The sequence below is a fragment of the Geodermatophilus sp. FMUSA9-8 genome (assembly GCF_037034165.1).
GTDB lineage: Bacteria > Actinomycetota > Actinomycetes > Mycobacteriales > Geodermatophilaceae > Geodermatophilus > Geodermatophilus nigrescens.
Genome location: NZ_JBAGKE010000001.1, coordinates 543687 through 567134, shown reverse-complemented (window position 1 = coordinate 567134; position 23448 = coordinate 543687). Strand labels below are relative to the sequence as shown.

Sequence of the window (23448 nt, the reverse complement as noted above, 5' to 3'; positions counted from 1 at the left end):
CCACTACGGTCGCGCGGCATGACGGCGGCAGCGGACGCCGGGACGCGCCTGCGCCGGGCGCTGTCCGGCACCGGCGACGACGAGGGCCCCGTGCGCGCCTTCCGGCGGGCGCGCCGCACCTTCCTGTCCGGCGAGCGGGTGGACATGGGGCCGCTGGCCGCCGAGCTCGGCGTCGACCGCGCGACGCTGTTCCGCTGGGTCGGCAACCGTGACCAGCTCCTCACCGAGGTCATCTGGTCGCTGTTCCTGCCCACCTGGCGCCGCGCGCTCGACGACGCCACGGGCACCGGGGGCCCGCGGCTGGTCGACGCGCTCACCCGCTTCACCCGCGACGTCTGTGCCTCCGCGCCCTTCCGCGCACACCTGCGCCGCGAGCCCGAGCGGGCGCTGCGCCTGCTCACCACCCGCTCGGCCGACTACCAGGTGCGGGTCACCGGCGCCTTCGCCGCGCTGCTCGAGGACAGCGGCGCCGCCCTGCCCCTGCCGGTCCCCGACACCGCCTACGTGCTCACCCGCGTCGCCGAGTCGTTCATCTACGCCGACCTGATCGCCGGTGCCGAGCCCGACGCCGCCAAGGCCGCCGTCGTCTACGCCGCGCTGCTGCGCTGCCCGGCCCCGCGCCCCGGAGAACCGCACCCCGGAGAACCGCCCACCGGAGAACCGCCCACCCAGGAGGAACCGTGACGCTCACCCCGGACCGCACGTCCGCCCCGCTGCCCGGCCGCCTCGGCGACCCCGCCGCCGAGTACCGCACCGACGACCGCGCCGACCGGCGCCTGCGCGAGACGCTCGCCCGCTACGGCCTCGACGCGCAGGCAGCGCCGCCGCCGTTCGGCCCGGAGGCCCCGCTGGAGGACAAGCTCGTGTTCGTCCGCGGCGCCCACGACGGCTTCGAGGGGCTCTACGCCGCGGTGGCCGCGGAGGAGACCCACCGCGACGACGTCACGCGCACCGTGCACGCGGCGCCCGGCCGCGACGGGCACGACGTCCCGCTGTACGTCTTCCGGCCGGCCGGCGTCGAGGGCCCCCTCCCCGGCGTGGTCTACATCCACGGCGGCGGCATGACGATCCTCGACTGCGACAACCGGCTGCACACCCGCTGGTGCGAGGACCTCGCCGCCGAGGGGCTGGTCGTCGTCGCCGTCGACTTCCGCAACGCGGTCACCGCCACCGGCCATGCGCCGTTCCCGGCCGGCCTGCACGACTGCGCCGACGCGCTCACCTGGCTCGACGCGCACCGGGACGAGCTCGGCGCGACCTCGCTGGTGCTGCAGGGAGAGTCGGGCGGGGCGAACCTGTGCCTGGCCTCGGCGCTGCTGGCCAAGCGGGAGGGCCGGCTGGACGCGATCGCCGGCGTCTACGCGATGGTCCCCTACATCTCCGGCGCCTACGGCTGGGACGACGACGCCAAGCGCGCCGAGCTGCCCTCGCTGGTGGAGAACGAGGGCTGGTTCCTCAACACGCTGATGATGGCCATGCTGGTCTCCACCTACGACCCCTCCGGCGAGCACACCCGCGACCCGCTGGCGTGGCCGTACTTCGCCTCCGTCGAGGACCTCACCGGCATGCCGCCGCACGTGGTGTCGGTCAACGAGCTCGACCCGCTGCGCGACGAGGGCATCGCCTACTACCGCAAGCTGCAGGCCGCCGGGGTGCGCGCGGTGGGCCGGGTGGACCTGGGGCTCACCCACGGCGCCGACTCGATCTTCAAGACCGCCGTGCGCGACGTGTACGACGCCACGGTCGCCGACATCGCCCGGTTCGCCCGCAGCGTGGCACCCGCCTGAGCGGGGCGCTGCTCGCCGTCAGCGCACGCGGACGGCGAGCAGCGCGACGTCGTCGTCGGTGGAGCCGGGCACGCCCTCGAGCAGCCGGTCCAGCAGCGCGTCGAGGGGCCGGTCGCCGGCCTCGGCGAAGGCCGCGGCGAGCCGGCCGATGCCCTCGTCGAGGTCGGTGCGCCGCCGCTCGACCAGGCCGTCGGTGTAGAGCAGCAGCGTGCTGCCGGGTTGGAGCCGGGCGCGGTGGCTGTGCCGGGGCCGCTGCGGATCCAGCCCGACGAGCAGGTCGGTGGCGGCGGTGAGCACCTCCACGCGGCCGTCGGGGGAGCGCAGCAGCGGCGGCGGGTGCCCGGCGTTGGTCCACGACAGCACCCGGTCGCCGTCCGAGCGGTCGACCCGGGCGACGGCGACGGTGGCCAGCGCGCCGGTGCGCAGCCCACTCACCGCGGCGTCGAGCCGGGACAGCGCCAGCGACGGCGGCTCGCCACCCTCGAAGGCGAACCCGCGGAGCATCGCCCGCAGCTGCCCCATGGTGGCGGCGGCCCGCACGTCGTGGCCGGACACGTCGCCGATGACCAGCACCGTGGCGCCGTCGGAGTCGTCGAAGGCGTCCCACCAGTCGCCGCCGACCTGCGCGCCGGCGCTGCTGGGCAGGTAGCGGGCCGCCAGCTCGAGGCCGGGCGGGGACGGCAGCTCGCCGAGCAGCGCCCGCTGCAGCGTGGTGGCCACCGACTCCTGCCGGGCCAGCAGCGCCGCGCGGCTCACCGCCTGGGCGGTGTAGCGGGCCAGTGCCAGCACCAGCCCCTGCTCGACGGCGGAGAACTGCCGGGGCTGCGCCCACACCAGGCTCAGCGTGCCCGGCACCGAGCCCGCGACCGGCAGCGGCAGGTGCGCGGAGGCGCCGGCCGGCGTCGGCGAGGGGACCGGGGGGTGCGCGTCGGGGAAGCGCTCCGCCGCGGCCGCGGCGTCGGGCAGGAACACCGCCCGCCCGGTGGCCAGCGCCGCCGTCGGCGGGGAGTCGACGCCCAGCGGGAGCGACGGCAGGTCGCCGTCGGCCGGGGCGCCGTCCGCCACGACCTGCAGCCGCCGTCCGGCCGGGTCGACGAGGGCCAGGCAGGTCCACGAGGTGCCCAGCGCGTCGGCCGCGGCGGCGGTCACCGCGGCCGCGACGTCGGGCAGGGTGGCCGCGTCGGCGAGCGCCTCCGCGAAGCGCAGCAGCAGCCGGTTCTGCTCGCTGGTGCGCCGCGCACCGGCGATCGCCGCCCGCAGGCGCAGCTCCGAGGCGGCCAGCCCGGCGATCTGGGTGAGCACCTCGACGTCGGTGTCGGTCCAGTCGCGCGGGCGCCCGTCGATGGCGCAGACCGCGCCGACCACGTCACCGTCGGGCCCGACCAGCGGCACGCCGCAGTAGGCGACGACGCCGAGGTCGGCGATCGCGCCGTTGCCGGCGAGCACCTCCACCTCGCGGGCGTCGCGCACGACCAGCGGCTGCGCGGAGGCGCGCACGTACTGGCAGAACGAGTGGCTCAGCGGCGTGCGGCGGCGCTGCTGCCAGGCGCCGGGCAGGCCGACGGCCCCGGGGAACACCTGCTCGTCGGGGCCGACGAGGGTGACCAGCGCGGTGGGGACGTCGAGCATCGTGCGGACCAGCGTGGCCAGCCGGTCGAGGTCGGCGTCGGCGACAGCCGGATCGTCGGCCGGGTCGTCGGCCGGGTCGCCGGCCGGGCCGTCCTCGCTGTCCACGAGATCACGGTAGTCGCCGGGGCGGACACCCCGGCCGCCCACCGGGGCGGATCGGTCCTCCACGGGGTGTTCGCCGCGCCGTCGGCAGGGCGTCCACCCCGACAGGATGGGCTGCCTTGCGGGCCGCCCGGCGAGGGCCGCCGGCCGAGCCCGCGGAGGCCCTCGTGACCCGTCTCTCGCGTCGCCGCGCCGGCATCGCCGGCGTCGCCGGCGCACTGTTCGCCGTCCTGCTCGGATCCGCCGTCCCGGCGTCCGCCGCGCCCCCGGGCGGCGCGCCGGGCGGCGGACCCACCCCCGGGGAGGGCGAGCTGCTGGTGATCGGCCACCGCGGCGCCTCGGGGTACCGCCCCGAGCACACGCTGGCGGCCTACGAGCTCGCCGCCCGGATGGGCGCGGACTCCATCGAGTGCGACGTCGTCAGCACCGCCGACGGCGTGCCGGTGTGCCGCCACGAGAACGAGATCGGCGGCACCACCGACGTCGCCGACCACCCCGAGTTCGCCGACCGGCGGACCACGAGGACCGTCGACGGCGTGGAGCTGACCGGCTGGTTCACCGAGGACTTCACGCTGGAGGAGCTGCGGACGCTGCGCGCGGTCGAGCGGCTGCCCGAGGTCCGCGAGCAGAACACGCTCCACGACGGCCTGTACCCGGTGCCCACGGTCGAGGAGTTCCTCGACCTGCGCGCCGACCTGAGCCGGGAGCTGCGGCGCGAGATCGGGGTCCACGTCGAGACCAAGCACCCCACCTACTTCGACTCGATCGGCCTCTCCCTCGAGGAGCCGCTGGTCGCCGAGCTCCGCGACGCCGGCCTGGACAGCCCTCACTCGCCGGTGTTCCTGCAGTCGTTCGAGACGGCGAACCTGCGCGCCCTCGACGCGCTGGTCGAGGTGCCGCTCGTGCAGCTGCTGTCGGCGAGCGGCGCGCCCGCCGACCTGGTGGCCGCCGGGGACCCGCGCACCTACGCCGACCTCTCCACCGCCGGGGGCCTGGCGGAGATCGCTGCGTACGCCGACGCCGTGGGCCCGGAGAAGGACCAGGTGATCCCGCGGCTGGCCGACGGCAGCCTGGGGAAGCCGTCGTCGTTCGTGGACGACGCGCACGCGGCCGGTCTGCTGGTGCACCCGTACACGTTCCGCACCGAGAACACCTTCCTGCCCGCCGACCTGCGCGAGGGCGCGGACCCGGCCGCCCACGGGCGGGCCGTGGAGGAGCAGCTGGCGTTCTGGGCGACCGGCATCGACGGGGTGTTCACCGACCACCCCGACACCGCCGTCGTGTCCCGGGAGCTGTTCACCCGGGGTGAGCGCGCCGCCTGAGCGCGCGCGTCCCCCGACGGCGGCTCACCGCTGCCGGGGGACGCGGCCCAGCAGGTGGAACTCCGGGTTGGGCGGGATGGCGGCGAAGTGCGCCAGCCGGTTGGACAGCGCGAAGAACGAGGTGATCGCGCCGACGTCCCAGACGTCCTCCTCGGTGAGGCCGTGCCCGCGCAGCCGGTCGAGGTCGTCGGCGGTGACGGCGGCGGGCTCGGTGGCCAGCCGGACGGCGACGTCGAGGACCGCGTGCAGCCGCGGCGACACGGGGGCCTTGCGCCAGTCGACGGCGACCAGGTCGGCCAGCAGCGGGTCGCGGGTGCGGATGCGGGCGATCGCCCCGTGCGCGACGACGCAGTAGGCGCAGTCGTTGGCCGCGCTGGTGGCCACCACGATCAGCTCCCGGTCACCCGTGGACAGCCCGGGGGTGTCCTTCTCCATGAGCGCGTCGTGCATCGCGAAGAACGCGCGGGCCTCGTCCGGGCGCCAGGCCAGGGCGGCGAAGACGTTCGGCAGGAAGCCCGAGCGCTCCTGCACCTCGGCGTAGCGCTCCGCGAGGTCGGCGGGCAGGCCGGCGGGGTCGGCGACGGGGAAGCGGCTGATCGGGGTGTCGGCGGTCACGCCGCGCAGCCTCCCGCGCCGCCCTGCCCGCCGTCGACTGCCCGCCCGTCGGCGCCGCCGGGCAGAGTGGGGGCCGTGTCCCGCCGGAGGTCGGTCCTGCTCGCGCTCGCCGTGCTGGCCGGCGGGTGCACGGCGGCCGAGCAGCCGGCGGTCACCCCGCCCTACCGGCTCGAGCCGGCGTGCCCGGCGCCCACGTCGCCGACGGTGGTGTCCGCGGCGCTGGTCAACGAGGTGGTGGCGGTCAGCGACCTGCCGTACTGGCAGGCCGGCGACGTCGGCGCCAGCGCCCGGCTCTCCGACGGCCGGCTGGTGTGGGTCTTCGGCGACACCGTGCGCGCCGACGGCGTCGAGCCGCGGCTGGTGGCCAACTCCGTGCTGCTCACCTCGGGCACCTGCGTCGCGCAGCTGCTGCCGCCGGGGGAGGGGCCGGTGGTGCCCGACGTGGCCGCCGGCCAGGTGCAGTGGCCGATGTCGGTGGTCGTGCTGCCGCCCTCGCCGGGGCTCGCCTACCGGGGCGTCGACGACGTCGTCGTCGTGATGAGCGCGCGGACCGAGCGCGGCGACGGCACCGGCGGCCTGCTCGACTTCCGCTTCCGCGGCACCTCCGCCGCGGTGTTCACCGTCACCGACGGCGGGGCGCCGCAGCCGCTCGAGGTGCTGGAGGTGACGCCCGACGACCCGTCGACGACGCAGGTCAACTGGGGCGCGGCCGCCACCGTGAGCGGCGGGTGGGCCTACGTCTACGGCACCCGGCTCACCGGGGAGCCGCTGGTGTTCGGCCGGGAGCTGTACGTCGCCCGGCTGCCGGTGGCCGACCCCGCCGACCGCTCCCGCTGGCAGTTCTGGGACGGCGCCGCGTGGCAGGCCGACATCGCCGCCGCCGCGCCGGTGCTGCCCGCCGACGGCGGGGTGTCGCAGACGCTGTCGGTCGACCGGGTGGGGGAGACGTGGGTGGCGGTGTCCAAGCGCGGCGGCGACCTCGCCGACTTCGTCTACACCTGGACCGCGCCGGAGGCGACCGGCCCGTGGACGCCGAGCCGGGCGCTGCCGGCGCCGGCCGGCTACGACACCGGGCGGCTCACCTACGCGCCGCTGGCCCACCCGGAGGTCCCGCTGGCGTCGGGCGGGCTGCTGGTGTCGGTGTCGCGCAACACCACCGACCTGGCCCAGCTGCTCGCGGAGCCCGAGGTGGGGCGGCCGCTGTTCGCCGAGGTGCCCCGGCCCTAGGCCGGGCCCCTGCCGGCGACGTGCACCTGTGGTGCGTTCCGGGGCCGGAGTACGCCATCGGCGCACACCACCGTCCCGGATCCGTCGGATGCCTGACTCGGACGCGCTCCCGACCGCGGTGCGCCGGGGGTGGGGCGTCAGCCGGCGGTGACGACGCGGTCGCGGCCGGCGCGCTTGGCCCGGTACAGCCGGGCGTCGGCGAGGCCGAGCAGCTGGGCCGGCGTGCGGTCGATGACCTCCGCGGTGCTCGCGGCGCCGACGCTGATCGTCACCGGCAGCTCTCCGGTGAGCGGCGCCCACGGGTGCGCGGCGACCGCGCGGCGGACGTCCTCGAGGTGCGCGGCGGCCCGGTCGGCGTCGGTGCCGGCGAGCACCAGCACGAACTCCTCGCCGCCCAGCCGGGCCGCGAAGGAGGTGGCGCCGGGCAGCGCGGTGTCCTGCAGGAGGCCCGCGACCGTGCGCAGCACCTCGTCGCCGACGGCGTGCGAGCAGGTGTCGTTGACCCGCTTGAAGTGGTCCAGGTCGAGCAGCGCGACGACCACCAGCTCGTCGGCGGTGGCCGGCGCGGCCAGCAGCCGGGGCAGCTCCTCGTCGACGTGCCGGCGGTTGTACAGGCCGGTCAGCGGGTCGCGCAGCGACAGCTCGCGCCAGCGGCGGCTCTGCCGGCGGGCCTCGGTGGTCTCGTACATCGCCTGGAGTGTGCGGGCGCGGGCCTCGCGCTGCGCCGACTGCTGCTCGACGAGCTCGGCGACGTAGCGCTTGTGCTCCTCGAACGCGGCGCGGTGGTCGCCGGCGGCGGCGTGCAGCTCGGCCTGCTCGGCGCGGGCGCGCACCCGGATGGAGGCCAGCCCGTGCTCGGCGCACCGGCGCAGGCACTCGGCCAGCGTGCGGCCGGCGGCGTCCACCTCGCCGCGCAGACGCTGCACCTCGGCGAGGGTGAGGAGGAAGTCGGCCCCGGCGTCGCCGTCGTGCGAGGCGTCGAGCGCGCGCAGCCCCGGCAGCAGGGCGGCCTCGGCCTCGTCCAGCCGGCCCAGGCCCATGAGCGCGCGGGCCACGGTGTCGAGCCGGCCGACGTCGAGGGGCACGTCGTGCTCGGCGGCGAGCGCCTGCAGCCGGTCGCTGTGCTCGAGCGCCGACTCGAACCGGCCGGAGAGGGTGTCGGTGTAGGCGCGGTTGTTGAGGATGCGCAGCTGCCGGTCGACGTCGCCGAGGTCCTCGGCCAGCCGGAGCACCGCCGCGTAGCGCTCGGGGGCGGCCGGGTCGCGGGACAGGCCCAGCACGTCGGCCATCCGGACCAGGTGGTCGACCCGGAGCGCCGGCAGGTCGTCGTCGTCGAGCAGGTCGACCGAGACGACGGCGTGCTCCAGCGCGCCGGCGAGGTCGCCGAGCTCCTGGAACACGGCGGTGAGCACGAAGGAGCTGCGGGCCAGCAGGTGGCGGTGGGCGGTGTCGGTGGCCCAGCGGTGCACCTCCTGGGCGGTGCGGCCGGCGTCGGAGACGGCGCCGCGGCGGCGCAGCAGGTCGGCGCAGACGAGGCGGGCGCGCTGCTCGAGGTCGGCGCGGCCGAGCTCGCGGGCGGTGGCGAGCGCGGCCTCGGCGCGGTCGGCGGCGGAGCCGGCGTCGAAGCGGGACAGCGTCTCGAGCTCGTCCAGGACGGCGGCCAGCGCCGCCCCGGCGTCGGCCCGCGGGGGTACCGCGGGCACCGGGTCGTCCCGGACGGCCAGACTGGTCACGGCCTCGGGATCGGCAGCCCCGGCTGCGGTACTGAGCCGTCCCGGATCAGGACCACCCCGACGGGTGAGCACCGGCTCAGCCCCCGGCCAGGAGGGCGCGGACGGCGTCGACGGTGTCGGCGTCTGCGGCGGTGCGGTCGGGCCGGTAGCGCAGCACCCGGGCGAAGCGCAGCGCGACGCCGCCGGGGTAGCGGGTGCTGCGCTGGGCGCCGTCGAGGGCCACCTCGACCACCACCTCGGGCCGCAGCTCCAGGCCCCAGTCGTGCTCGGTGCGGGCGTGCGCGGGGAAGGTGGCGGTCTGCCAGTCGAGCAGCTCGTCGGTCATGCCCTTGAACGTCTTGCCGACCATGAGCGGCTCGCCGCCGTCGGGGTCGCGGGCGCCGAGGTGGATGTTGGAGAGCTTGCCGGTGCGCCGGCCGTACCCCCACTCCACGCCGAGGACGACGAGGTCGAGGGTGTGCACCGGCTTGACCTTCTGCCAGGCGCGGCCGCGGCGGCCGGCGGCGTAGGGCGCGTCGAGGGCCTTGACCACCACCCCCTCGTGCCCGGCCGACAGCGCGTCGTCGAGCACGGCAGCCGCCTGCTCGGCGGTGGGCCGCCGCGCGCCGGGCATCCGCAGCGGGGCGGCGTCGTCGGCGGCGAGCAGCCCGTCGAGGACGGCCAGCCGGGTGGCCAGTGGCTCGTCGAGCAGGTCGCGGCCGTCGAGGTGCAGCACGTCGAAGAAGAACGGCGAGAGCAGGACGGCGGCCGCGTCGCCGGGGTCCGTGCCGTCGCTGCCGAAGCGGCTCATCGTGTCCTGGAACGCGCGGGGGCGGCCGTCGTCGTCGAGGGCGAGGGTCTCCCCGTCGAGGACGGCGGTGCGGCAGGGGAGCGCACGCACCCGCTCGACGAGCTCCGGGACGCCGCCGGTCACCTCGCGCAGCGTGCGCGTCCACACCCGGACGTCGTCGCCGTCGCGGTGCACCTGGATGCGGGCGCCGTCCAGCTTGTGCTCCACGGTCACCTCGCTCCCGAGGTCACCCAGCGCCGCGTCGAGCGAGGATCCGGGGCTCGCCAGCATCGGCCGTACCGGGCGGCCGACCCGCAGGCCGACGGCGGCCAGCGCCTCCTCGCCCCCGGACAGGGCGGTCGCGGCGGTCTCGTCGAGCCGGCCGGTGAGCATGGCCGCCCGGCGCACCACCGCGGGCGGTACCTCCGCGGCGGCGGCGACCGCGTCGAGCAGCACGCCCTCCAGCGCGCCCTGGCGGAGCTCCCCGCCGAGCAGCCGGGCGAGGAAGCGCTGCTCGTCGGCGGTGGCGGCGGCCAGCACCTCGCCCAGCAGCGCGGCGCGGCGGGCGGTGGCGCCGGACCCGGTGGTGCCGGCCAGCGCGGTGAGCGCGGCGTCGACCGCGGCGACGGTCAGCGACGGCGCGTCCGCCGGCGGCGGCACCGCGCGGGACAGCGTGCGCCAGCCGACGCCGACGCGGCCCTGCGGCAGCTCACCGGCCAGCCACGCGGCGACGGGGCCGACCTCACCGGGGCCCGCGGCGCGCAGCGCGCCGGCGATCGCGGCCGCCTTCGCCGTGCGGGCGCGGGTGGCCGCCACCGCGGCCGAGGCGGCGACGACGTCGGCGAGCAGCACGCCACCATGCTGGCAGCCGGGTACGACAGCGCCGGTCTCCCGCGCGGGCACGGACGCGGTCAGCGCAGCGCCAGCTCGGTGCCGGCCGAGAGCCACCGCGCCGTCACCTCGCGGCCCGCGGCCAGCAGCGCCCGCGCGCCGCCGGTGTCACGCGGGCCGGTGGGCAGCCGGTCGAGCAGGCCCGCCGCCCAGGCGTCGGCGACGTGCGGCAGCACCTGCATCCGCGGGTCGGCGAGCGCGCCGGCCACCGCGGCCCGGTTGGCCACCGTGCGGGCCACGGTGAACGCCTGCAGCACGGTGTCCAGCGCGCCGGGGCCGGCCTCGACCGGCGCCACGTAGGGGTCGCGGTCGGGATCGGCGGGCACGCCGCAGGCCAGCGGGCCGGCGGCGCGGGGGTGCGCGGCGCAGCGGCCCTCGACGGCGGTGACCGGCGCCAGGCCGCAGTCGAGCACCAGCACGCGGTCGTCGGGGCCCGCGTCGGCGAGCGCGCCGGCCACCGGGACGCCGTCGACGATGCCGCCGTCGACGTGCAGGTGCCCGTCGGGCAGCCGGACGGGTGCGAACAGCCCGGGCAGCGCGCAGCTCGCGGCGAGCACGTCGCCGACCGGGCCGGTGCGGTGCCGGGCCGCCGCGCCGCAGTCGAGGCAGGTGGTCGTGACCGACAGCGGCACGGCGAGCTCGCCGAGGTCGTGCGCGGGCACGTGGTCGGCGACCAGCCGGCGCAGCGGCCGGTCGTCGAGGAAGCCGGCGCCGCGGCGCAGCGAGCGGACCAGGCCGCGGGCGCGGGCGGGCCAGCCCGGGCGCAGCACCCGGCCCATCGCCGGGTCCGACCACAGCTCGGTCAACCGCGCGGCGCGGTCGGGACCGGGCGCGGCGGCGAGGAAGGCGGCGTTGACCGCGCCCACCGAGGTGCCGTGCAGGGCGTCGACGGCGAGGCCGGTGTCGAGCAGGGCGCGCAGGGCGCCGGCCTGGAAGGCGCCCATGGCGCCGCCGCCGCCGAGCACGAGGTGGGTCCGCGGGGTCACCGGACCCATGGTGCACCGGAGGTGGCCGGTGGGAGGCCGTGCGGTGTCGCGCGCCTCAGCGCGCGGTGCGCAGCATGCCTCAGCGCACCATGCCTCAGCGCACCATGCCTCAGCGTGCGGTGCGCACCATGCCCTCCTGGGCCACGGTGAGCACCAGCCGCCCACCGCGGTCGAACACCCGGCCCGAGCACATCGCCCGCCCGCCGCCGGCCCAGGTGCTCTCCTGCTCGCAGAACAGCCAGTCGTCGGCGCGGGCCGGGCCGTGGAACCAGACGGCGTGGTCGAGGCTCGCCGTCGCCAGGCCCGGGGCGCCGATCACCGTGGCGTGCGGCGCGACGGCGGTGGCCAGCAGCAGCATGTCGGTGGCGTAGGCCAGGGCGACGGCGTGCGCGAGCGGCTCGTCCGGCAGCGGCTCGCGGGAGCGGAACCAGAAGCGCTGGCGGGGCGGCGCGGGCTCGCCGCGGCCGGCGGCGACGCGGGGCAGCGGGCCGTCGAAGCGGAAGTCGAACGGGTGCCGCCGGTCCAGCCAGTCCAGCCACGCGCGGACGGGGGCGGGGGCGTCGGCCAGCGCCTCCTCCGGCCGCGGCAGGTCCTCCGGCGGGGTCGCGGCGAGCGCGGGCACCTGGTGCTCCGGGCCGGCCTGCGGCCGGGTGAAGGAGCAGGTCAGCTCCAGGATGGCGGCCTCGCCCTGCCGGGCGGTCACCTCGCGGGTGGTGTAGCTGCCCCCGTCCCGGACGCGGGTGACGGCGAGGTCCACGGCCGCCGACGGGTCGCCGGGGCGGACGAAGTAGGCGTGCAGCGAGTGCACCGGACGGCCGGCGTCCACCGTGCGCGCGGCGGCGGCCAGCGACTGCGCCACCACCGCGCCGCCGAACGCGCGCTCCCCGGCGGGGCCCCCGCGCGGCGCGGCGCGCAGGACGTCGTCGCCGGAGTCGGTGAGGTCGAGCAACGCGGCCAGGGGTGCGCGGGGGGAGGGCGGCGGCACGGCGGGGAGTCAAGCACCCCCGCCGGTCACCGTGAGGGCGACGCCCCCGGCGAGCCGGTAGGGCGCGAGTGCCACCAGGTCGCCGACGACGCGGCGCAGCCGGGACACCTCGGCCCGCGCGGCGACCACGTGCCCGTCGTCGCCGAACAGCGCCCGGCCGAGCGCCGCGGCGTCGAGCCCGGCCGGGCCGGCGGCGGCCACCAGGGCGAGCACCTGCGCCTGCCGGCGGGTGAGCCCGGCCGACCAGGAGCCGTCGCCGCCGCGCACCCGCAGCACGGGCGCCGCGGTGAGGTCGAGCTCGGCCGACACCGGCGCGCGGGCCTCCGCGGGGCGCAGCAGCCAGCCCTCGCCCAGCCGCTCGGGCGTGCACAGCCCGAGCCCGGCGACGGCGAGCGGCCGGCCGGCCCGCGGGACGGCGACCCGGGCGCCCGCGGCGACACCGGAGCGGGCGGCGACCCAGCCGTCGTCGTCGACGAGCAGCAGGGGCCCCCGCGCGGTGCCCAGCACGGGCCCGGCCGCGCGGCGCAGCCGGTCGAGGTGCTGCTCGTGCCGCCGCCACAGCCCGGTCTCGGCCAGCCGCACCGAGGTCTCCACCAGCGCCCCGATCGCCGGGTGCAGGGTGAGCGCGGGCCCGCTGACGTCGACGACCCCGAGCAGCTCCCCGGTGACCGGCGAGTGCACGGGCGCCGCCGAGCAGTACCAGGGGTGCTGGGCGGCCTCGAAGTGCTCGGCGGAGAACAGCTGCACCGGCGCCGCCTCGGCCAGGGCCGTCCCGATGGCGTTGGTGCCCACGGCGGCCTCGGTCCAGGTGGCGCCCTCGGCGAAGCCGAGCCGGTCGGCGTGCCGGCGGGTGGCCGCCGACCCGTCCCGCCACAGCACCACGCCGTCGGCGTCGGTGACGACGACGAGGCCGTGCGAGGCCTCCGCGACGCCGACGAGCACCTGCCGCAGCTCGTCGACCACCGCCTCCAGGCCGGAGGTGCGGCGGCGGGCCTGCACCGCGTCGGCGGGCAGCGGGTCGCGCGGCCGGGGCCGGTCGGGGTCCATGCCGAGCCCCAGCACGCGCGACCAGGACCGCTCGACCACCCGGCGCGGGCGCACCGGCGGGCGGCCGCCGGCGAGGACGGCGTCGTGCACGCGGGACAGCACGCGGGCGTGCGTGGACAGGTCGGTGCCGGGCGCGACCGCCGACCACGCGGGCACCGGCGCCTCCTCGGCGTGCAATGCGCTGCAACGCTCCCGCCGCAGGTCCGGCGGGTGCTGTGCTGCACATCACACCACGTGTGCTGCTCTGCAGGGAGGACCCCGCATGACCTCGACCCTCGACACCCCGTCCACGGCTCCCTCGACCGCCCCGGCCGCCCGCGCCCGGGCCTGGTTCGCCGACCTCGAGGACGCGCTGCGCGCCCGCGACGTGGACCGCGCCGCCGGGCTGTTCGCCGCCACCAGCTTCTGGCGGGACCTGGTCGCGTTCACCTGGAACATCACCACCGTCGAGGACCGGGCCGGCGTCACCGACCTGCTCACCGCCACCCTCGACCGCACCGACCCTTCCGGGTTCGCCGTCAGCGAGGAGCCGACGGAGGACGACGGCGTGACCACCGCCTGGTTCACCTTCGAGACGGCGGTCGGCCGGGGGCGGGGCCTGGTCCGCCTCGTCGAGGAGGACGGGCAGCCGCGGGCCTGGACCTTCCTCACCACGCTGTACGAGCTGACGGGCCACGAGGAGCCGCGCGGGCCCGGCCGGCCGAAGGGTGCCGAGCACGGGATCAACCGGGAGCGGCTGACCTGGGCCGAGCGCCGGGCCCGGGAGGACGCCGAGCTCGGCCGCACCACCCAGCCCTCCGTCCTCGTCGTCGGCGGCGGCCAGGGCGGCGTCGCGCTCGGGGCACGGCTGCGCCAGCTCGGCGTCCCGGCCCTCGTCGTCGACCGGCACGCCCGGCCCGGTGACCAGTGGCGCGGCCGCTACAAGTCCCTCTGCCTGCACGACCCGGTCTGGTACGACCACCTGCCCTACCTGCCGTTCCCCGACAACTGGCCGGTCTTCGCCCCCAAGGACAAGATCGCCGACTGGCTCGAGTCCTACGTGCGCGTCATGGAGATCCCGTACTGGGGCTCCACCGAGGTGCGCAGCGCCGCCTACGACGAGGCGGCCGGCGAGTGGACCGTGCAGGTGGTCCGCGACGGCGAGGAGCTCACCCTCCGGCCGAAGGAGCTCGTGCTGGCCACCGGCATGAGCGGCAAGCCGAACGTGCCGGAGATCCCGGGGCAGGACGTCTTCCGCGGCGAGCAGCACCACTCGTCGGCCCACCCGGGGCCCGACGGGTACGCCGGCAAGCGGGTGGTCGTCATCGGCAGCAACAACTCGGCCTTCGACATCTGCGGGGCGCTGTGGGAGCACGGCGCGCAGGTGACGATGGTGCAGCGCTCCTCCACGCACATCGTCAAGAGCGACAGCCTCATGGAGATCGGCCTGGGCTCGCTCTACAGCGAGGAGGCGGTGGCCGCCGGCATGACGACGGAGAAGGCCGACCTGACCTTCGCCTCCATCCCGTACCGGATCCTGCACGAGTTCCAGATCCCGGCCTACGAGCAGATGCGGGAGCGCGACGCCGACTTCTACCGCCGCATGGAGGAGGCCGGCTTCTGGCTGGACTGGGGCGACGACGGGTCGGGCCTGTTCATGAAGTACCTGCGCCGCGGCTCGGGCTACTACATCGACGTGGGCGCCGCCGACCTGGTGGCGAACGGCGACGTCGCGCTCGTCCACGGGCAGGTCGTGCGGCTCACCGAGGACGCCGTCGTCCTGGACGACGGGACGGAGCTCCCGGCCGACCTCGTCGTCTACGCCACCGGCTACGGGTCGATGAACGGCTGGGCGGCCGACCTCATCAGCCAGGAGGTCGCCGACCGGGTCGGGAAGGTGTGGGGCCTGGGCTCGGACACCACCAAGGACCCGGGCCCCTGGGAGGGCGAGCAGCGCAACATGTGGAAGCCCACCGCCCAGCCGGGGCTGTGGTTCCACGGCGGCAACCTGCACCAGTCGCGGCACTACTCGCTGTACCTCGCGCTGCAGCTGAAGGCGCGCCAGGTGGGCATCCCGACGCCGGTGTACGGCCAGGCGGAGGTGCACCACAGGCGGTGAGCGGCCCGGCGCCGGGGAGCCCCGCGCTCCCCGGCGCCGCCGCCCGCCGCCCCCCGGCGGGCGGTCCGGTGCGGCACTAGTGTCCGGACGGTCGCACCCACCGCCGCGGGAGTCGCATGAACCTCGAGAAGGTCGTCTTCGGCTTCTTCGTGCTGCTCGCCGCCACCATCAACTTCGGCTTCTTCATCGGCGACATCGACGACCCGGCCGTGCACAACGTCTACGAGCTGTTCGCGGCGCTGGTGGTCAGCCTCATCGCCACGGTGCTCAAGTTCGGCGACCGCACCCAGATCGGCGCCGTGCACCTGGCCACCAGCCTGGTCGCGGACCTGCAGCTCATCGCCGCCACGATCACCTGGGCGTGGGCGGTGCACGTCTCCGCCGAGGGTCTGACGGCCACCGCCACGGCGAGCATGGTGTCGCTGTCGGGCGGGGCGCTGGTCGCCAACGTCGTCTCGGTGGTGCTGCTGGTCATCGAGACCGTGTCCTTCCAGCGCCACTGAGCGGACGCCGACCGTGGAGACCGCGCCGCCGCCCCCGGTGACCACCCGCGGCCGCCGCGCGCGCCGCCGTCCGGTCGTGCCGCGGGCGGAGGGCTCGGCGACGGTCTTCACCGTCCTGCGGCGGATGCGCGCGCCGCTGATCACGCTGATCGTCATCTTCTTCGTCAGCGTGCTGGGCCTGTCGCTGATCCCGGGCGTCGACGCCCAGGGGCAGCCGGCCCGCCTGAGCCTCTTCGACGCCTTCTACGTCATGAGCTACACCGCGACGACGATCGGCTTCGGCGAGATCCCGTTCGCCTTCAGCTACGCCCAGCGCATGTGGACGACAGCGACCATCTACCTGACCGTCGTCGGGTGGGCGTACGCGATCGGGTCGCTGCTGGCGCTGGTGCAGGACCGGGCGTTCCGCCAGGCGCTGGCGCTGCGGCACGTGTCGCGCAAGGTCACCCGGCTGCGCGAGCCGTTCCTGCTCGTCGCCGGCTACGGGCAGGCGGGGGAGGACCTCGGCGCCTCCCTCGACGCGCTGGGCCGCCGGTTCACCGTCGTCGACATCTCCGAGACCCGCATCGACGCCCTCGAGATCGCCACCTACCGCGGGGACGTGCCGGGGATCGTCGGCGACGCCCGCGACCCGCACGTCCTCGGCGTCGCCGGCCTCGGGCACCCCTGGTGCGAGGGCGTGCTCGCACTGACCGGCGACGACGAGGCCAACCTCGCGGTGACGATGGCCGCGGCGCTGCTGCGCCCGGAGCTGCCGGTGGTGTCGCGGACGACGTCGCCCATGGTGGCCGAGCGGATGGCGGGCTTCGGCTCGCCCACCGTCGTCAACCCCTTCGACCGGTTCGGCGACCACCTGCGCCTCGCGCTGCGGACCCCGGCGTCCTACCAGCTCATGACCTGGCTGGAGAGCGGCCCGGGCGCGGAGATCACGCCCCGTGGGAAGGCCCCGGCGCCCGGGCGGTGGGTGGTCTGCGGCTACGGGCGCTTCGGCCGGCACTTCGCCGCCGACCTCCGCGCCGAGGGCCTGGAGGTGACCACCGTCGACCCCTCGCCGGAGGAGGAGCCGACGATCGTCGGCGACGCCGCGGACCTCGACGTCATCCGGTCCGCCGACCTCGCCGGCGCCGTCGGCCTGGTCGCCGGCACCGACAACGACACCACCAACCTGTCGCTGATCGCCGAGGCCCGGCGGATCAACCCCGGCCTGTTCGTCGCCGCCCGGCAGAACCAGCCGGCCGACGCCGCGCTGTTCGCCGCGATGGAGGTCGACGCGCTGCTGGTCCCCACCGAGGTGGTCGCCCACGACGCCTACGCCCGGCTGAGCACCCCGCTGCTGTGGCGCTTCCTGCGCGAGCTGCCCGGGCAGAGCGACGAGTGGTCGGCCGGCGTCGTGGACCGGCTGCTCGACGCGTGCGGCACCCACCTCGAGGCGCTGTGGAAGGTGCGCCTCACGCCGGACGACGCCCCCGCGCTCCACCCCCGGCTGTCCCGGGGCGGGTTCCGCCTCGCCGACCTGCTGCGCGACCCCGCCGACCGCGACCGGACGCTGCTCGCCGTCCCGCTGCTGGTGCTGCGCCGGGGCGAGGCCCTCCTGACCCCGGACGGCGACCTGGAGCTCGAGCCCGGCGACGAGCTGCTGTTCGCCGGCCGTGCCGCGGTGCACCGCGAGGTGGAGGCGACGCTGTTCATCGACGGCGTGGCCGACTACCTGGTCACCGGCCACCGGGTGCCGTCGAGCTGGATCTGGCGCAAGCTCAGCCGGTCGGCGCCGACTCCGGACGCAGCCGCCGCGTCCTGACCTCGCGGCGCCGACGTCCGCGAGGGGGGACGCATGTCCGAGCAGGGACCGGGCCGGCGCCTGGTCGAACGGCTCACCGGCCGCTCCGACCCCGTCCGGCCGCCGGGGCTGCGCACCGACGACGACCGCTCCGCCTCCCGGCTGGAGCTGTTCTTCGACCTGGCCTTCGTCCTGGTGCTGGCCGAGCTCGCCAAGGCGCTGCGCGAGGACGTCACCGTGCACGGCTACCTCGTCTTCGCCGGGCTGTTCGGCGCGGTGTGGTGGTCGTGGGTGAGCTCCACGCTCTACGCCAACCGCTTCGACCACGACGACGTCGTCTACCGGGTCTACAAGCTGGCCAGCATGGCCGCCGTCGTGGGCCTCGCGGCCTCGGCGTCGGAGGCCACCGGCGAGCGGGCCACCGTCTTCGTCGTCTGCCAGCTCGTGCTGCGCGGCCTGCTGCTCCTGCAGTACCGCCGCGCCCACGTGCACGTGCCGGAGGCGAGGCCGGTCACCCGGCTCTACCTCGCCGGCGCGGCGGCCGGGGCGGCGTTCTGGGCGGTGTCGCTGGCGGTGCCGCGGCCGGCCGCCTACGCGTTCTGGCTCGCCGCGGTGCTCGTCGAGGCGCTGGTGCCGCTGCTCGCGACGCGGACCTCGGCCGAGGTGCCGGTGCACGTCGAGCACCTGCCGGAGCGGTTCGCGCTCTTCGTCATCCTCGTGCTCGGCGAGCCGGTGGCGGCCGTGGCGCACGGCCTCTACGACGCGACGTGGACGGCGAACTCGGTCGTCGTGGCGGCGCTGGCCTTCGTGCTCGCCGCGGCGCTGTGGTGGAGCTACTTCGACCTCGCCGGGGCGCGCGCCAAGCGCCTGCTCGACGAGTCCGGGGAGCCGCGCGCCACGCACGCCCTCGACGTCTACGTCTTCGGGCACCTGCCGCTGACGCTGGCGCTGGCGACCGTGGGCGCGGGGATCGAGCTGGCCGTCGTCGAGGCCGGCGACGTGCCGCCGGGCACGCGGCTGCTCGTCGCGGGGGGCGTGGCGCTGTACCTGGCGTCGGCGAGCGTGACGGCGTCGGCGATGACCGGCGACGTGCGCCGCGGGTGGTGGTGGCCCCTGGCTGCGGCAGTGGTGGCCGGCCTCGACGCGCTGCTCGACCTGCCGGCCGTCGCCGTGATCGGCGCGCTGGCCGCGCTGGTGGTCGTCGTGGTCGTGGCCGGATCGGTGCAGCGGGCGACGGGGCAGCTGGAGGCCGAGGAGGTCTGACCGGCGCGGCAGGGACCTCCGGCCCTGCCGCCCGCGGTCGGGGAGGGCTGCACTGGGACGGGGGCCGGACGCCGACCCGCCGGGAGGTGCGCTGCCGTGGACACGACGCCGGGGCTCGACGGCGGGGTCGTCGTCGGGGTGGACGGGTCGGCCTGCGCCCGGACGGCGCTGGCCTGGGCCGGCGCGCTCGCCGCGCGGGCCGGGCTGCCGCTGCTCGTCGTGCGGGCGTGGAGCCTGACCACCGCGCCGCGGCCGGCCACCTGGGAGTGCGGCTACGTGCCGCCGGTGGCCGACTACGAGGCGGCGGTGCGGCAGGCGCTGGCCGACGACGTCGCCGCGGCCGGGGTGCCCGCGGGCGTGCCGGTGGAGTGCCGCGCGGTGCACCGGGCGCCGGTGGACGCGCTGCTGGACGCCGCGGAGGGGGCCGCGCTGCTGGTGGTCGGCGCCCGTGGCCGCGGCGCCGCGCGCGGGCGGCTCCCCGGGTCGGTGGCGACGTCGGTGCTGCGGGCGGCGTCGTGCCCGGTGACCGTCGTGCGCCCGCAGGGGACGACGCACGGGACGACGCCCGGCCCGGGACCGGGCGGCAGCAGGGAGGAGCGCCATGACCAGGTCCAGCACGCCGGGCTCGGGTGACGACCGCCGCCGGGAGATGACGGCGGAGGAGAAGCTCATCGCCCAGTGGGAGGCGCAGCACGACGTCGCGGCCCGCGGGCACCGCTGCGACCCGATGGGGCTGCAGCACCAGCTCAGCCGGGAGCGGCTGGCCGACCGGGTGCGCCCGCCGCGCCGGGACGGGGCGCCTGCCGGGGCGACGGCGAGCGCCGCCGCGGCGCCGGCCGAGCCCCCGCCGGTGCCCGCGGCGCCGACGGCGCGGCGCCACCCGTGGCGGCGGTTCCACCACCACGCCTCGGAGCACTGAGCCTCGGAGCACTGAGCCCTCTCCGCAGGGCGCCTACCGCAGGGCGCCGTCGAGCTCCCGGACGAGCGCGCCGACCCGCCCGCCGCCGGCCGGGGCGGGCGGGTAGCGGCGCAGCACGCCCGCGACGACGGGCCCGGCGGTCCGCCGGGCGCGGTCGAGGACGGCGGCGGGGTCCTCGCCGTCGAGTTCGGCCGCGCGGGCGGCGTGGGCGGCCGAGCCCAGGACGTGGGCGACCTGGGTGGCCCGCGCGATCGGGTGCAGGAACGCGGCGCCGGCCGCGGCCATCGCCGACCGGGCCGCCTCGGCCGCGGCGGGCTGCCCGGCCTCCCGTGCGGCGGTCGCCGCCCGCTGCGCGGCCCAGGCGGCGTCGCGCAGCGCCGTCGTGCGCTCGCCGCCGTCGGCGAAGGCCTGGGCGGCGTCGATGGCGGCGCGGGGGCGCGGGTCGCCCGGCCGGTCCCGCTCGAAGCGGGCGAGGGCGGGCCGGGCGCACGCCGCAGCGAAGCCCGCGACCGCCCGCAGCTCGGCCCGGGTCAGCGCGACCTCGGGGGCGTCCTGGCTCACGCCGCCCGTCCTCGGGGGTGGGGACGTCGAGGTGTCGCCGTGTCGCGCTGTCGACCGGTCGCGCTGTCGACCGGTCGCCGTGTCGGGACGTCGAGGTGTCGCCGGGTCGAGGTGTCGGCGGATCGAGGTGTCGGCGCGTCGAGCTGTCGGCGCGTCGAGCTGTCGCCATGTCGACCCGCCGGGGTGCCGTGGGCAGATCGTGGGTCCGCTGTGGGGGCGCTGTGGGTGGGTCGTGCCGGGCGCCGCCGACAGGCTCGACGCCATGACGCACACCGCTCCCGCCGTCCCGATGGCCGACGTCCGTGACATGTACGTGGTCCACCGCGCCTTCCGCCGCGAGCTGCGGCTCGTCCCCGGGCTCGTGCGGGCCGTCGCGCCCGGGGACACCGCCCGCGCCGCCGTGCTCGCCGCGCACACCCGGATGTTCCTGCAGGGCCTGCACCTGCACCACACCGCCGAGGACGACCTGCTCTGGCCCACGCTGCTCGAGCGCTGCCCGCCCGACGCCGCGCTGATCGAGCGGATGGAGGAGCAGCACGCCGAGGTCGAGCGGCTCACGGAGGCGCTCGGGCCGGCCCTGGACCGCTGGGAGGCCGAGGCCCGCCCCGCCGTCGCCGAGGAGGTCGCCGGCACCGTCGACGCGCTGCGCGAGGTCCTGCTCGTCCACCTCGAGGAGGAGGAGCGCGAGATCCTCCCGCTCGCCCGGCGGCACGTGACGCAGGAGGAGTGGTCGCAGCTCGGCGAGCACGGCAAGGGCCAGATGGCGGCGCGCGACCTGCCGCTGCTGTTCGGCGCACTGCTGGAGGAGTGCGACCCCGAGGAGCGGGAGATGATGCTGCACGTCGTCCCGTGGCCGGTCCGGGTGCTGCTGCGCACCGTGTTCGCCGGCCGGTACCGCCGCTACGTCAGCCGGGTGCGCGGGACCCGCTGAGCTCCGGGCCGGGCTCCGGGCCGGGTTCCCGGGCCGAGGTCCCGGACCAGGGCCGGGACGTCCTCCGGGCGCAGCAGCCGGCCGGCGTCCCAGGCCCGCCCGAACGCCTCCGCGCCCAGCGCCGCGCGCACCTCCGGCAGCACCTGCGCGGCGAGCTCGACGTCGGGCGGGAACGCCACCGCGACCGCCGCCGCCTCCGCCGTCGCCGAGCCGGCCGCGAACAGCCGGGCCGCCAGCTCCGGGCGCCCCCGGGCAGCGGCGACGGCGGCCAGCCCGGGCAGCGTGTAGGCGAGCGTCCAGGTGGTGCGCACCTCGGCGGCGAGCACGGCCGCCTCCGTCCACCGGGCCAGCGCCTCCTCGCCGTCACCGGCCAGCCAGGCGAGGGAGGCCTGCACGTTGAGCACCGTGGCCAGCGTGAACGGGCTGCCCAGCTCCCGGGCGAGCCCCTCCGCCCGGGCGAGCTCGGCCGTGCCCCCGCCGAGCTCACCGGCGCGCAGCAGCAGCTGCCCGCGGGCGGTCACCGCGTGCGCCCGCGCCCACGCCTGCCCGCTCGCCTCCGCCAGCCGGAGCGCCTCGTCGAGCTCGGCCGCGGCGGCGTAGAGGTCGCCGGTGAAGACGGCGGCCGAGCCGGTGAGCACCCGGGCGAGCGAGCGCAGGTCGGCGGCGCCCGCGGTCCGGGCCGCCGCGGCGGCCGCCTCCCGCGTGCCGGGGACGTCCCCGGCGGCGTACCGGAGCGCCGCCGTCGCCAGCAGCAGCCGGGCTCCGTCGTCGGGGGCGAGCCCGTCGGGGGACACCCGGTCGAGCCACCGCAGGCCCTCGGCGGCGTTGCCGCGCACCGCCCAGTAGAGCCAGGTCGCCTCCATGAGCGCGGCGACGTCGGCGGCGCGGCCCGCCGCGGTCAGCCGGCCGAGGGCGACGCCGAGGGTGCCGTGCTCGCGCTCCAGCCGGTCGAGCCACGCGCCCTGCTCCGCGCCGGGCAGCCCGGTGCGCGCCCCCTCGGCCAGGGCGAGCACCGCCGCGACGGCGCGGTCGGCGACGGCGTCCGCCTCTCCGGACGCGGCCAGCCGCGCCGCGGCGTACTGGCGCACCGGCTCCAGCAGGCGGTAGCGCGCGTGCGGCCCTCCCTCGGCGACGACCAGCGACTGCTCGACCAGCCCCGCGAGCGCGACGACGGCGTCCTCCCCGCCCGACACCGCCCGCGCCAGGTCGAGGTCGAAGCCGCCGGCGAGGACCGACAGCCGGCGCAGCAGCGCCTGCTCGCCGGCGGTGAGCAGGTCGTGGCTCCAGTCGAGGGCGGCGGCCATCGTCCGCTGCCGCTCGGGCAGGTCGCGCGAGCGGCTGCGGCCGAGGGCGTCGTCGAGCCGGCCGAGCAGCGCCGACGGCGGCAGGTAGCGGGCGTGCGCGGCGGCCAGTTCCAGCGCCAGCGGCAGGCCGTCGAGGCGCCGGCAGATGGCGGCGACGTCGGCCGCGGTCGCGTCGTCCAGGGACAGCGGCCGGCCCGCGGCGGCCGCGCGGTCGAGGAAGAGCCGGGCGGCGGGGGAGGCGGCGACGGTGCCGGCGTCCGCGTGGGCGGGGACCGGGAGGGGGCCGAGCGGGTACTCGCGCTCGGCCCGGACGCGCAGCGCGGCCCGGCTGGTGGCGAGCACGCTCAGGCCGGGGCAGCGGGCCAGCAGCGCGGCGACCTCGGGCGCGGCGTCCAGCACGTGCTCGACGTTGTCCAGGACCACCAGGCAGCGCCGGTCGCCCAGGCGTGCGGCGACCGCGTCGGCCGCCGGGCCGGCCGGCTGCCGGCCACCGAGCACGCGGGCGAGCTCGGGCAGCACCGACCGCGCCTCCCGCACCGGCGCGAGCTCCACCACCGCGACGCCACCGGGGAACCCGGGCGCCAGCGCCCGGGCCGCCGCCAGGGCCAGCGTCGTCTTCCCGACGCCGCCCGGGCCGGTGAGCGTGAGCAGCCGGGTGGTCCCCGACCGCAGCAGCGCCGTGACCTCCGGCAGCTCGGCGTCGCGCCCCACCAGCGGCACGGCGGGCACCGGCAGGCCGGGCGCCGGCGCCGGGTCCGCGGCGTCCGGGCGGGCGGCCGCGGCCAGGTCCGCGCGCTCGGCGTCGTCGAGGCCGAGCGCGTCGCCCAGTGCACGCAACGTGTGCGGGTGGGGACGGCGTCGCTCGCCGCGCTCCAGCGCGCCGATCGCCTTGCCCGTCAGGCCGGCCCGCGCGGCGAGCTCCTCCTGGCTGAGCGCCGCCCGCTCGCGGAGCCGGCGCAGCAGCGCGGCCAGGGGACCGGGGGACGGGGCGCTCACCGG

20 protein-coding genes are annotated in these 23448 nt (G+C 77.6%); 11 read left to right on the top strand and 9 right to left on the bottom strand.

Features of this window, described 5'->3' with window-relative positions; all coding sequences use genetic code 11:
* Positions 1-18: 18 nt before the first annotated feature.
* Together WA616_RS02740 and WA616_RS02735 are read left to right on the top strand one after the other, a co-directional pair.
* Complete coding sequence (locus WA616_RS02740; RefSeq protein ID WP_336027099.1) at positions 19-684, top strand: QsdR family transcriptional regulator; 666 nt, start codon at positions 19-21, stop codon at positions 682-684.
* Complete coding sequence (locus WA616_RS02735) at positions 681-1787, top strand: alpha/beta hydrolase fold domain-containing protein (protein WP_336027097.1); 1107 nt, start codon at positions 681-683, stop codon at positions 1785-1787. Before WA616_RS02740 ends, WA616_RS02735 begins: the two co-directional genes overlap by 4 nt.
* A gap of 18 nt (positions 1788-1805) precedes the next feature.
* Here WA616_RS02735 and WA616_RS02730 read toward each other — a convergent pair whose 3' ends face one another.
* Positions 1806-3521: a GAF domain-containing SpoIIE family protein phosphatase gene (locus WA616_RS02730; RefSeq protein ID WP_336027095.1), complete on the bottom strand. Its 1716-nt coding sequence runs from the start codon at positions 3519-3521 to the stop codon at positions 1806-1808.
* Between the two features lie 164 nt (positions 3522-3685).
* Here WA616_RS02730 and WA616_RS02725 point away from each other — a divergent pair, with 164 nt between their 5' ends.
* Positions 3686-4840: a glycerophosphodiester phosphodiesterase gene (locus tag WA616_RS02725; RefSeq protein ID WP_336027094.1), complete on the top strand. Its 1155-nt coding sequence runs from the start codon at positions 3686-3688 to the stop codon at positions 4838-4840.
* Positions 4841-4864: 24 nt separating this feature from the next.
* Here the strand turns inward: WA616_RS02725 and WA616_RS02720 are convergent, their stop codons facing one another.
* Complete coding sequence (locus WA616_RS02720; RefSeq protein WP_073420060.1) at positions 4865-5455, bottom strand: peroxidase-related enzyme; 591 nt, start codon at positions 5453-5455, stop codon at positions 4865-4867.
* Between the two features lie 75 nt (positions 5456-5530).
* On the opposite strand from WA616_RS02720, the gene WA616_RS02715 reads away from it, so the two are divergent.
* Positions 5531-6682, top strand: coding sequence for a DUF4185 domain-containing protein (locus tag WA616_RS02715; RefSeq protein WP_336027092.1), 1152 nt, complete (start codon positions 5531-5533; stop codon positions 6680-6682).
* 137 nt (positions 6683-6819) lie between these two features.
* Here the strand turns inward: WA616_RS02715 and WA616_RS02710 are convergent, their stop codons facing one another.
* The 5 genes from WA616_RS02710 to WA616_RS02690 all read right to left on the bottom strand — a co-directional run bounded on the left by WA616_RS02710 (position 6820) and on the right by WA616_RS02690 (position 13249).
* Complete coding sequence (locus WA616_RS02710) at positions 6820-8415, bottom strand: diguanylate cyclase (protein ID WP_336027089.1); 1596 nt, start codon at positions 8413-8415, stop codon at positions 6820-6822.
* A gap of 76 nt (positions 8416-8491) precedes the next feature.
* Positions 8492-10036 carry an ATP-dependent DNA ligase gene (locus WA616_RS02705; protein WP_336027087.1) on the bottom strand — a complete coding sequence of 515 codons (1545 nt, stop codon included), beginning with the start codon at positions 10034-10036 and terminating at the stop codon, positions 8492-8494.
* Between the two features lie 59 nt (positions 10037-10095).
* Positions 10096-11061, bottom strand: coding sequence for a patatin-like phospholipase family protein (locus tag WA616_RS02700; protein WP_336027084.1), 966 nt, complete (start codon positions 11059-11061; stop codon positions 10096-10098).
* A 109-nt stretch (positions 11062-11170) separates the two neighbouring features.
* The gene (locus tag WA616_RS02695; protein WP_336027083.1) at positions 11171-12046 is read right to left on the bottom strand and encodes an acyl-CoA thioesterase; all 876 of its coding nucleotides are present in this window, start codon (positions 12044-12046) and stop codon (positions 11171-11173) included.
* Between the two features lie 9 nt (positions 12047-12055).
* Positions 12056-13249: a GAF domain-containing protein gene (locus tag WA616_RS02690; protein ID WP_336027082.1), complete on the bottom strand. Its 1194-nt coding sequence runs from the start codon at positions 13247-13249 to the stop codon at positions 12056-12058.
* A gap of 106 nt (positions 13250-13355) precedes the next feature.
* Here WA616_RS02690 and WA616_RS02685 point away from each other — a divergent pair, with 106 nt between their 5' ends.
* The 6 genes from WA616_RS02685 to WA616_RS02660 all read left to right on the top strand — a co-directional run bounded on the left by WA616_RS02685 (position 13356) and on the right by WA616_RS02660 (position 19653).
* A complete protein-coding gene (locus WA616_RS02685) occupies positions 13356-15191 on the top strand; it encodes an NAD(P)/FAD-dependent oxidoreductase (RefSeq protein WP_336027079.1) in 1836 nt (611 codons plus the stop codon).
* 116 nt (positions 15192-15307) lie between these two features.
* Positions 15308-15694, top strand: coding sequence for a DUF6394 family protein (locus WA616_RS02680; protein ID WP_336027078.1), 387 nt, complete (start codon positions 15308-15310; stop codon positions 15692-15694).
* Between the two features lie 13 nt (positions 15695-15707).
* Positions 15708-17492: a potassium channel family protein gene (locus WA616_RS02675; RefSeq protein WP_336027077.1), complete on the top strand. Its 1785-nt coding sequence runs from the start codon at positions 15708-15710 to the stop codon at positions 17490-17492.
* Between the two features lie 33 nt (positions 17493-17525).
* Positions 17526-18734, top strand: a complete 1209-nt coding sequence (locus WA616_RS02670; protein WP_336027076.1) for a low temperature requirement protein A — start codon at positions 17526-17528, stop codon at positions 18732-18734.
* Between the two features lie 96 nt (positions 18735-18830).
* Positions 18831-19367 (top strand): universal stress protein, encoded by a 537-nt coding sequence (locus WA616_RS02665; protein WP_336027074.1) that lies wholly within the window; start codon positions 18831-18833, stop codon positions 19365-19367.
* Positions 19336-19653, top strand: coding sequence for a hypothetical protein (locus WA616_RS02660; RefSeq protein WP_336027072.1), 318 nt, complete (start codon positions 19336-19338; stop codon positions 19651-19653). Before WA616_RS02665 ends, WA616_RS02660 begins: the two co-directional genes overlap by 32 nt.
* A gap of 33 nt (positions 19654-19686) precedes the next feature.
* Here WA616_RS02660 and WA616_RS02655 read toward each other — a convergent pair whose 3' ends face one another.
* Positions 19687-20214 (bottom strand): putative immunity protein, encoded by a 528-nt coding sequence (locus WA616_RS02655; RefSeq protein ID WP_336027070.1) that lies wholly within the window; start codon positions 20212-20214, stop codon positions 19687-19689.
* A 262-nt stretch (positions 20215-20476) separates the two neighbouring features.
* Between WA616_RS02655 and WA616_RS02650 the strand changes: the two genes are divergently transcribed.
* The gene (locus tag WA616_RS02650) at positions 20477-21145 is read left to right on the top strand and encodes a hemerythrin domain-containing protein (protein WP_336027068.1); all 669 of its coding nucleotides are present in this window, start codon (positions 20477-20479) and stop codon (positions 21143-21145) included.
* Here WA616_RS02650 and WA616_RS02645 read toward each other — a convergent pair.
* Positions 21115-23445 (bottom strand): ATP-binding protein, encoded by a 2331-nt coding sequence (locus WA616_RS02645; RefSeq protein ID WP_336027067.1) that lies wholly within the window; start codon positions 23443-23445, stop codon positions 21115-21117. The two genes, WA616_RS02650 and WA616_RS02645, sit on opposite strands and share 31 nt — an antisense overlap.
* Between the last annotated feature and the right edge of the window lie 3 nt (positions 23446-23448).

What these genes read in the sequence shown, in the direction of transcription:
- WA616_RS02685 (WP_336027079.1), top strand. Translation starts at nt 13,356, where the DNA reads ATGACCTCGACCCTCGACACCCCGTCCACGGCTCCCTCGACCGCCCCG.
- WA616_RS02660 (WP_336027072.1), top strand. Translation starts at nt 19,336, where the DNA reads ATGACCAGGTCCAGCACGCCGGGCTCGGGTGACGACCGCCGCCGGGAG.
- WA616_RS02680 (WP_336027078.1), top strand. Translation starts at nt 15,308, where the DNA reads ATGAACCTCGAGAAGGTCGTCTTCGGCTTCTTCGTGCTGCTCGCCGCC.
- WA616_RS02670 (WP_336027076.1), top strand. Translation starts at nt 17,526, where the DNA reads ATGTCCGAGCAGGGACCGGGCCGGCGCCTGGTCGAACGGCTCACCGGC.
- WA616_RS02740 (WP_336027099.1), top strand. Translation starts at nt 19, where the DNA reads ATGACGGCGGCAGCGGACGCCGGGACGCGCCTGCGCCGGGCGCTGTCC.
- WA616_RS02650 (WP_336027068.1), top strand. Translation starts at nt 20,477, where the DNA reads ATGACGCACACCGCTCCCGCCGTCCCGATGGCCGACGTCCGTGACATG.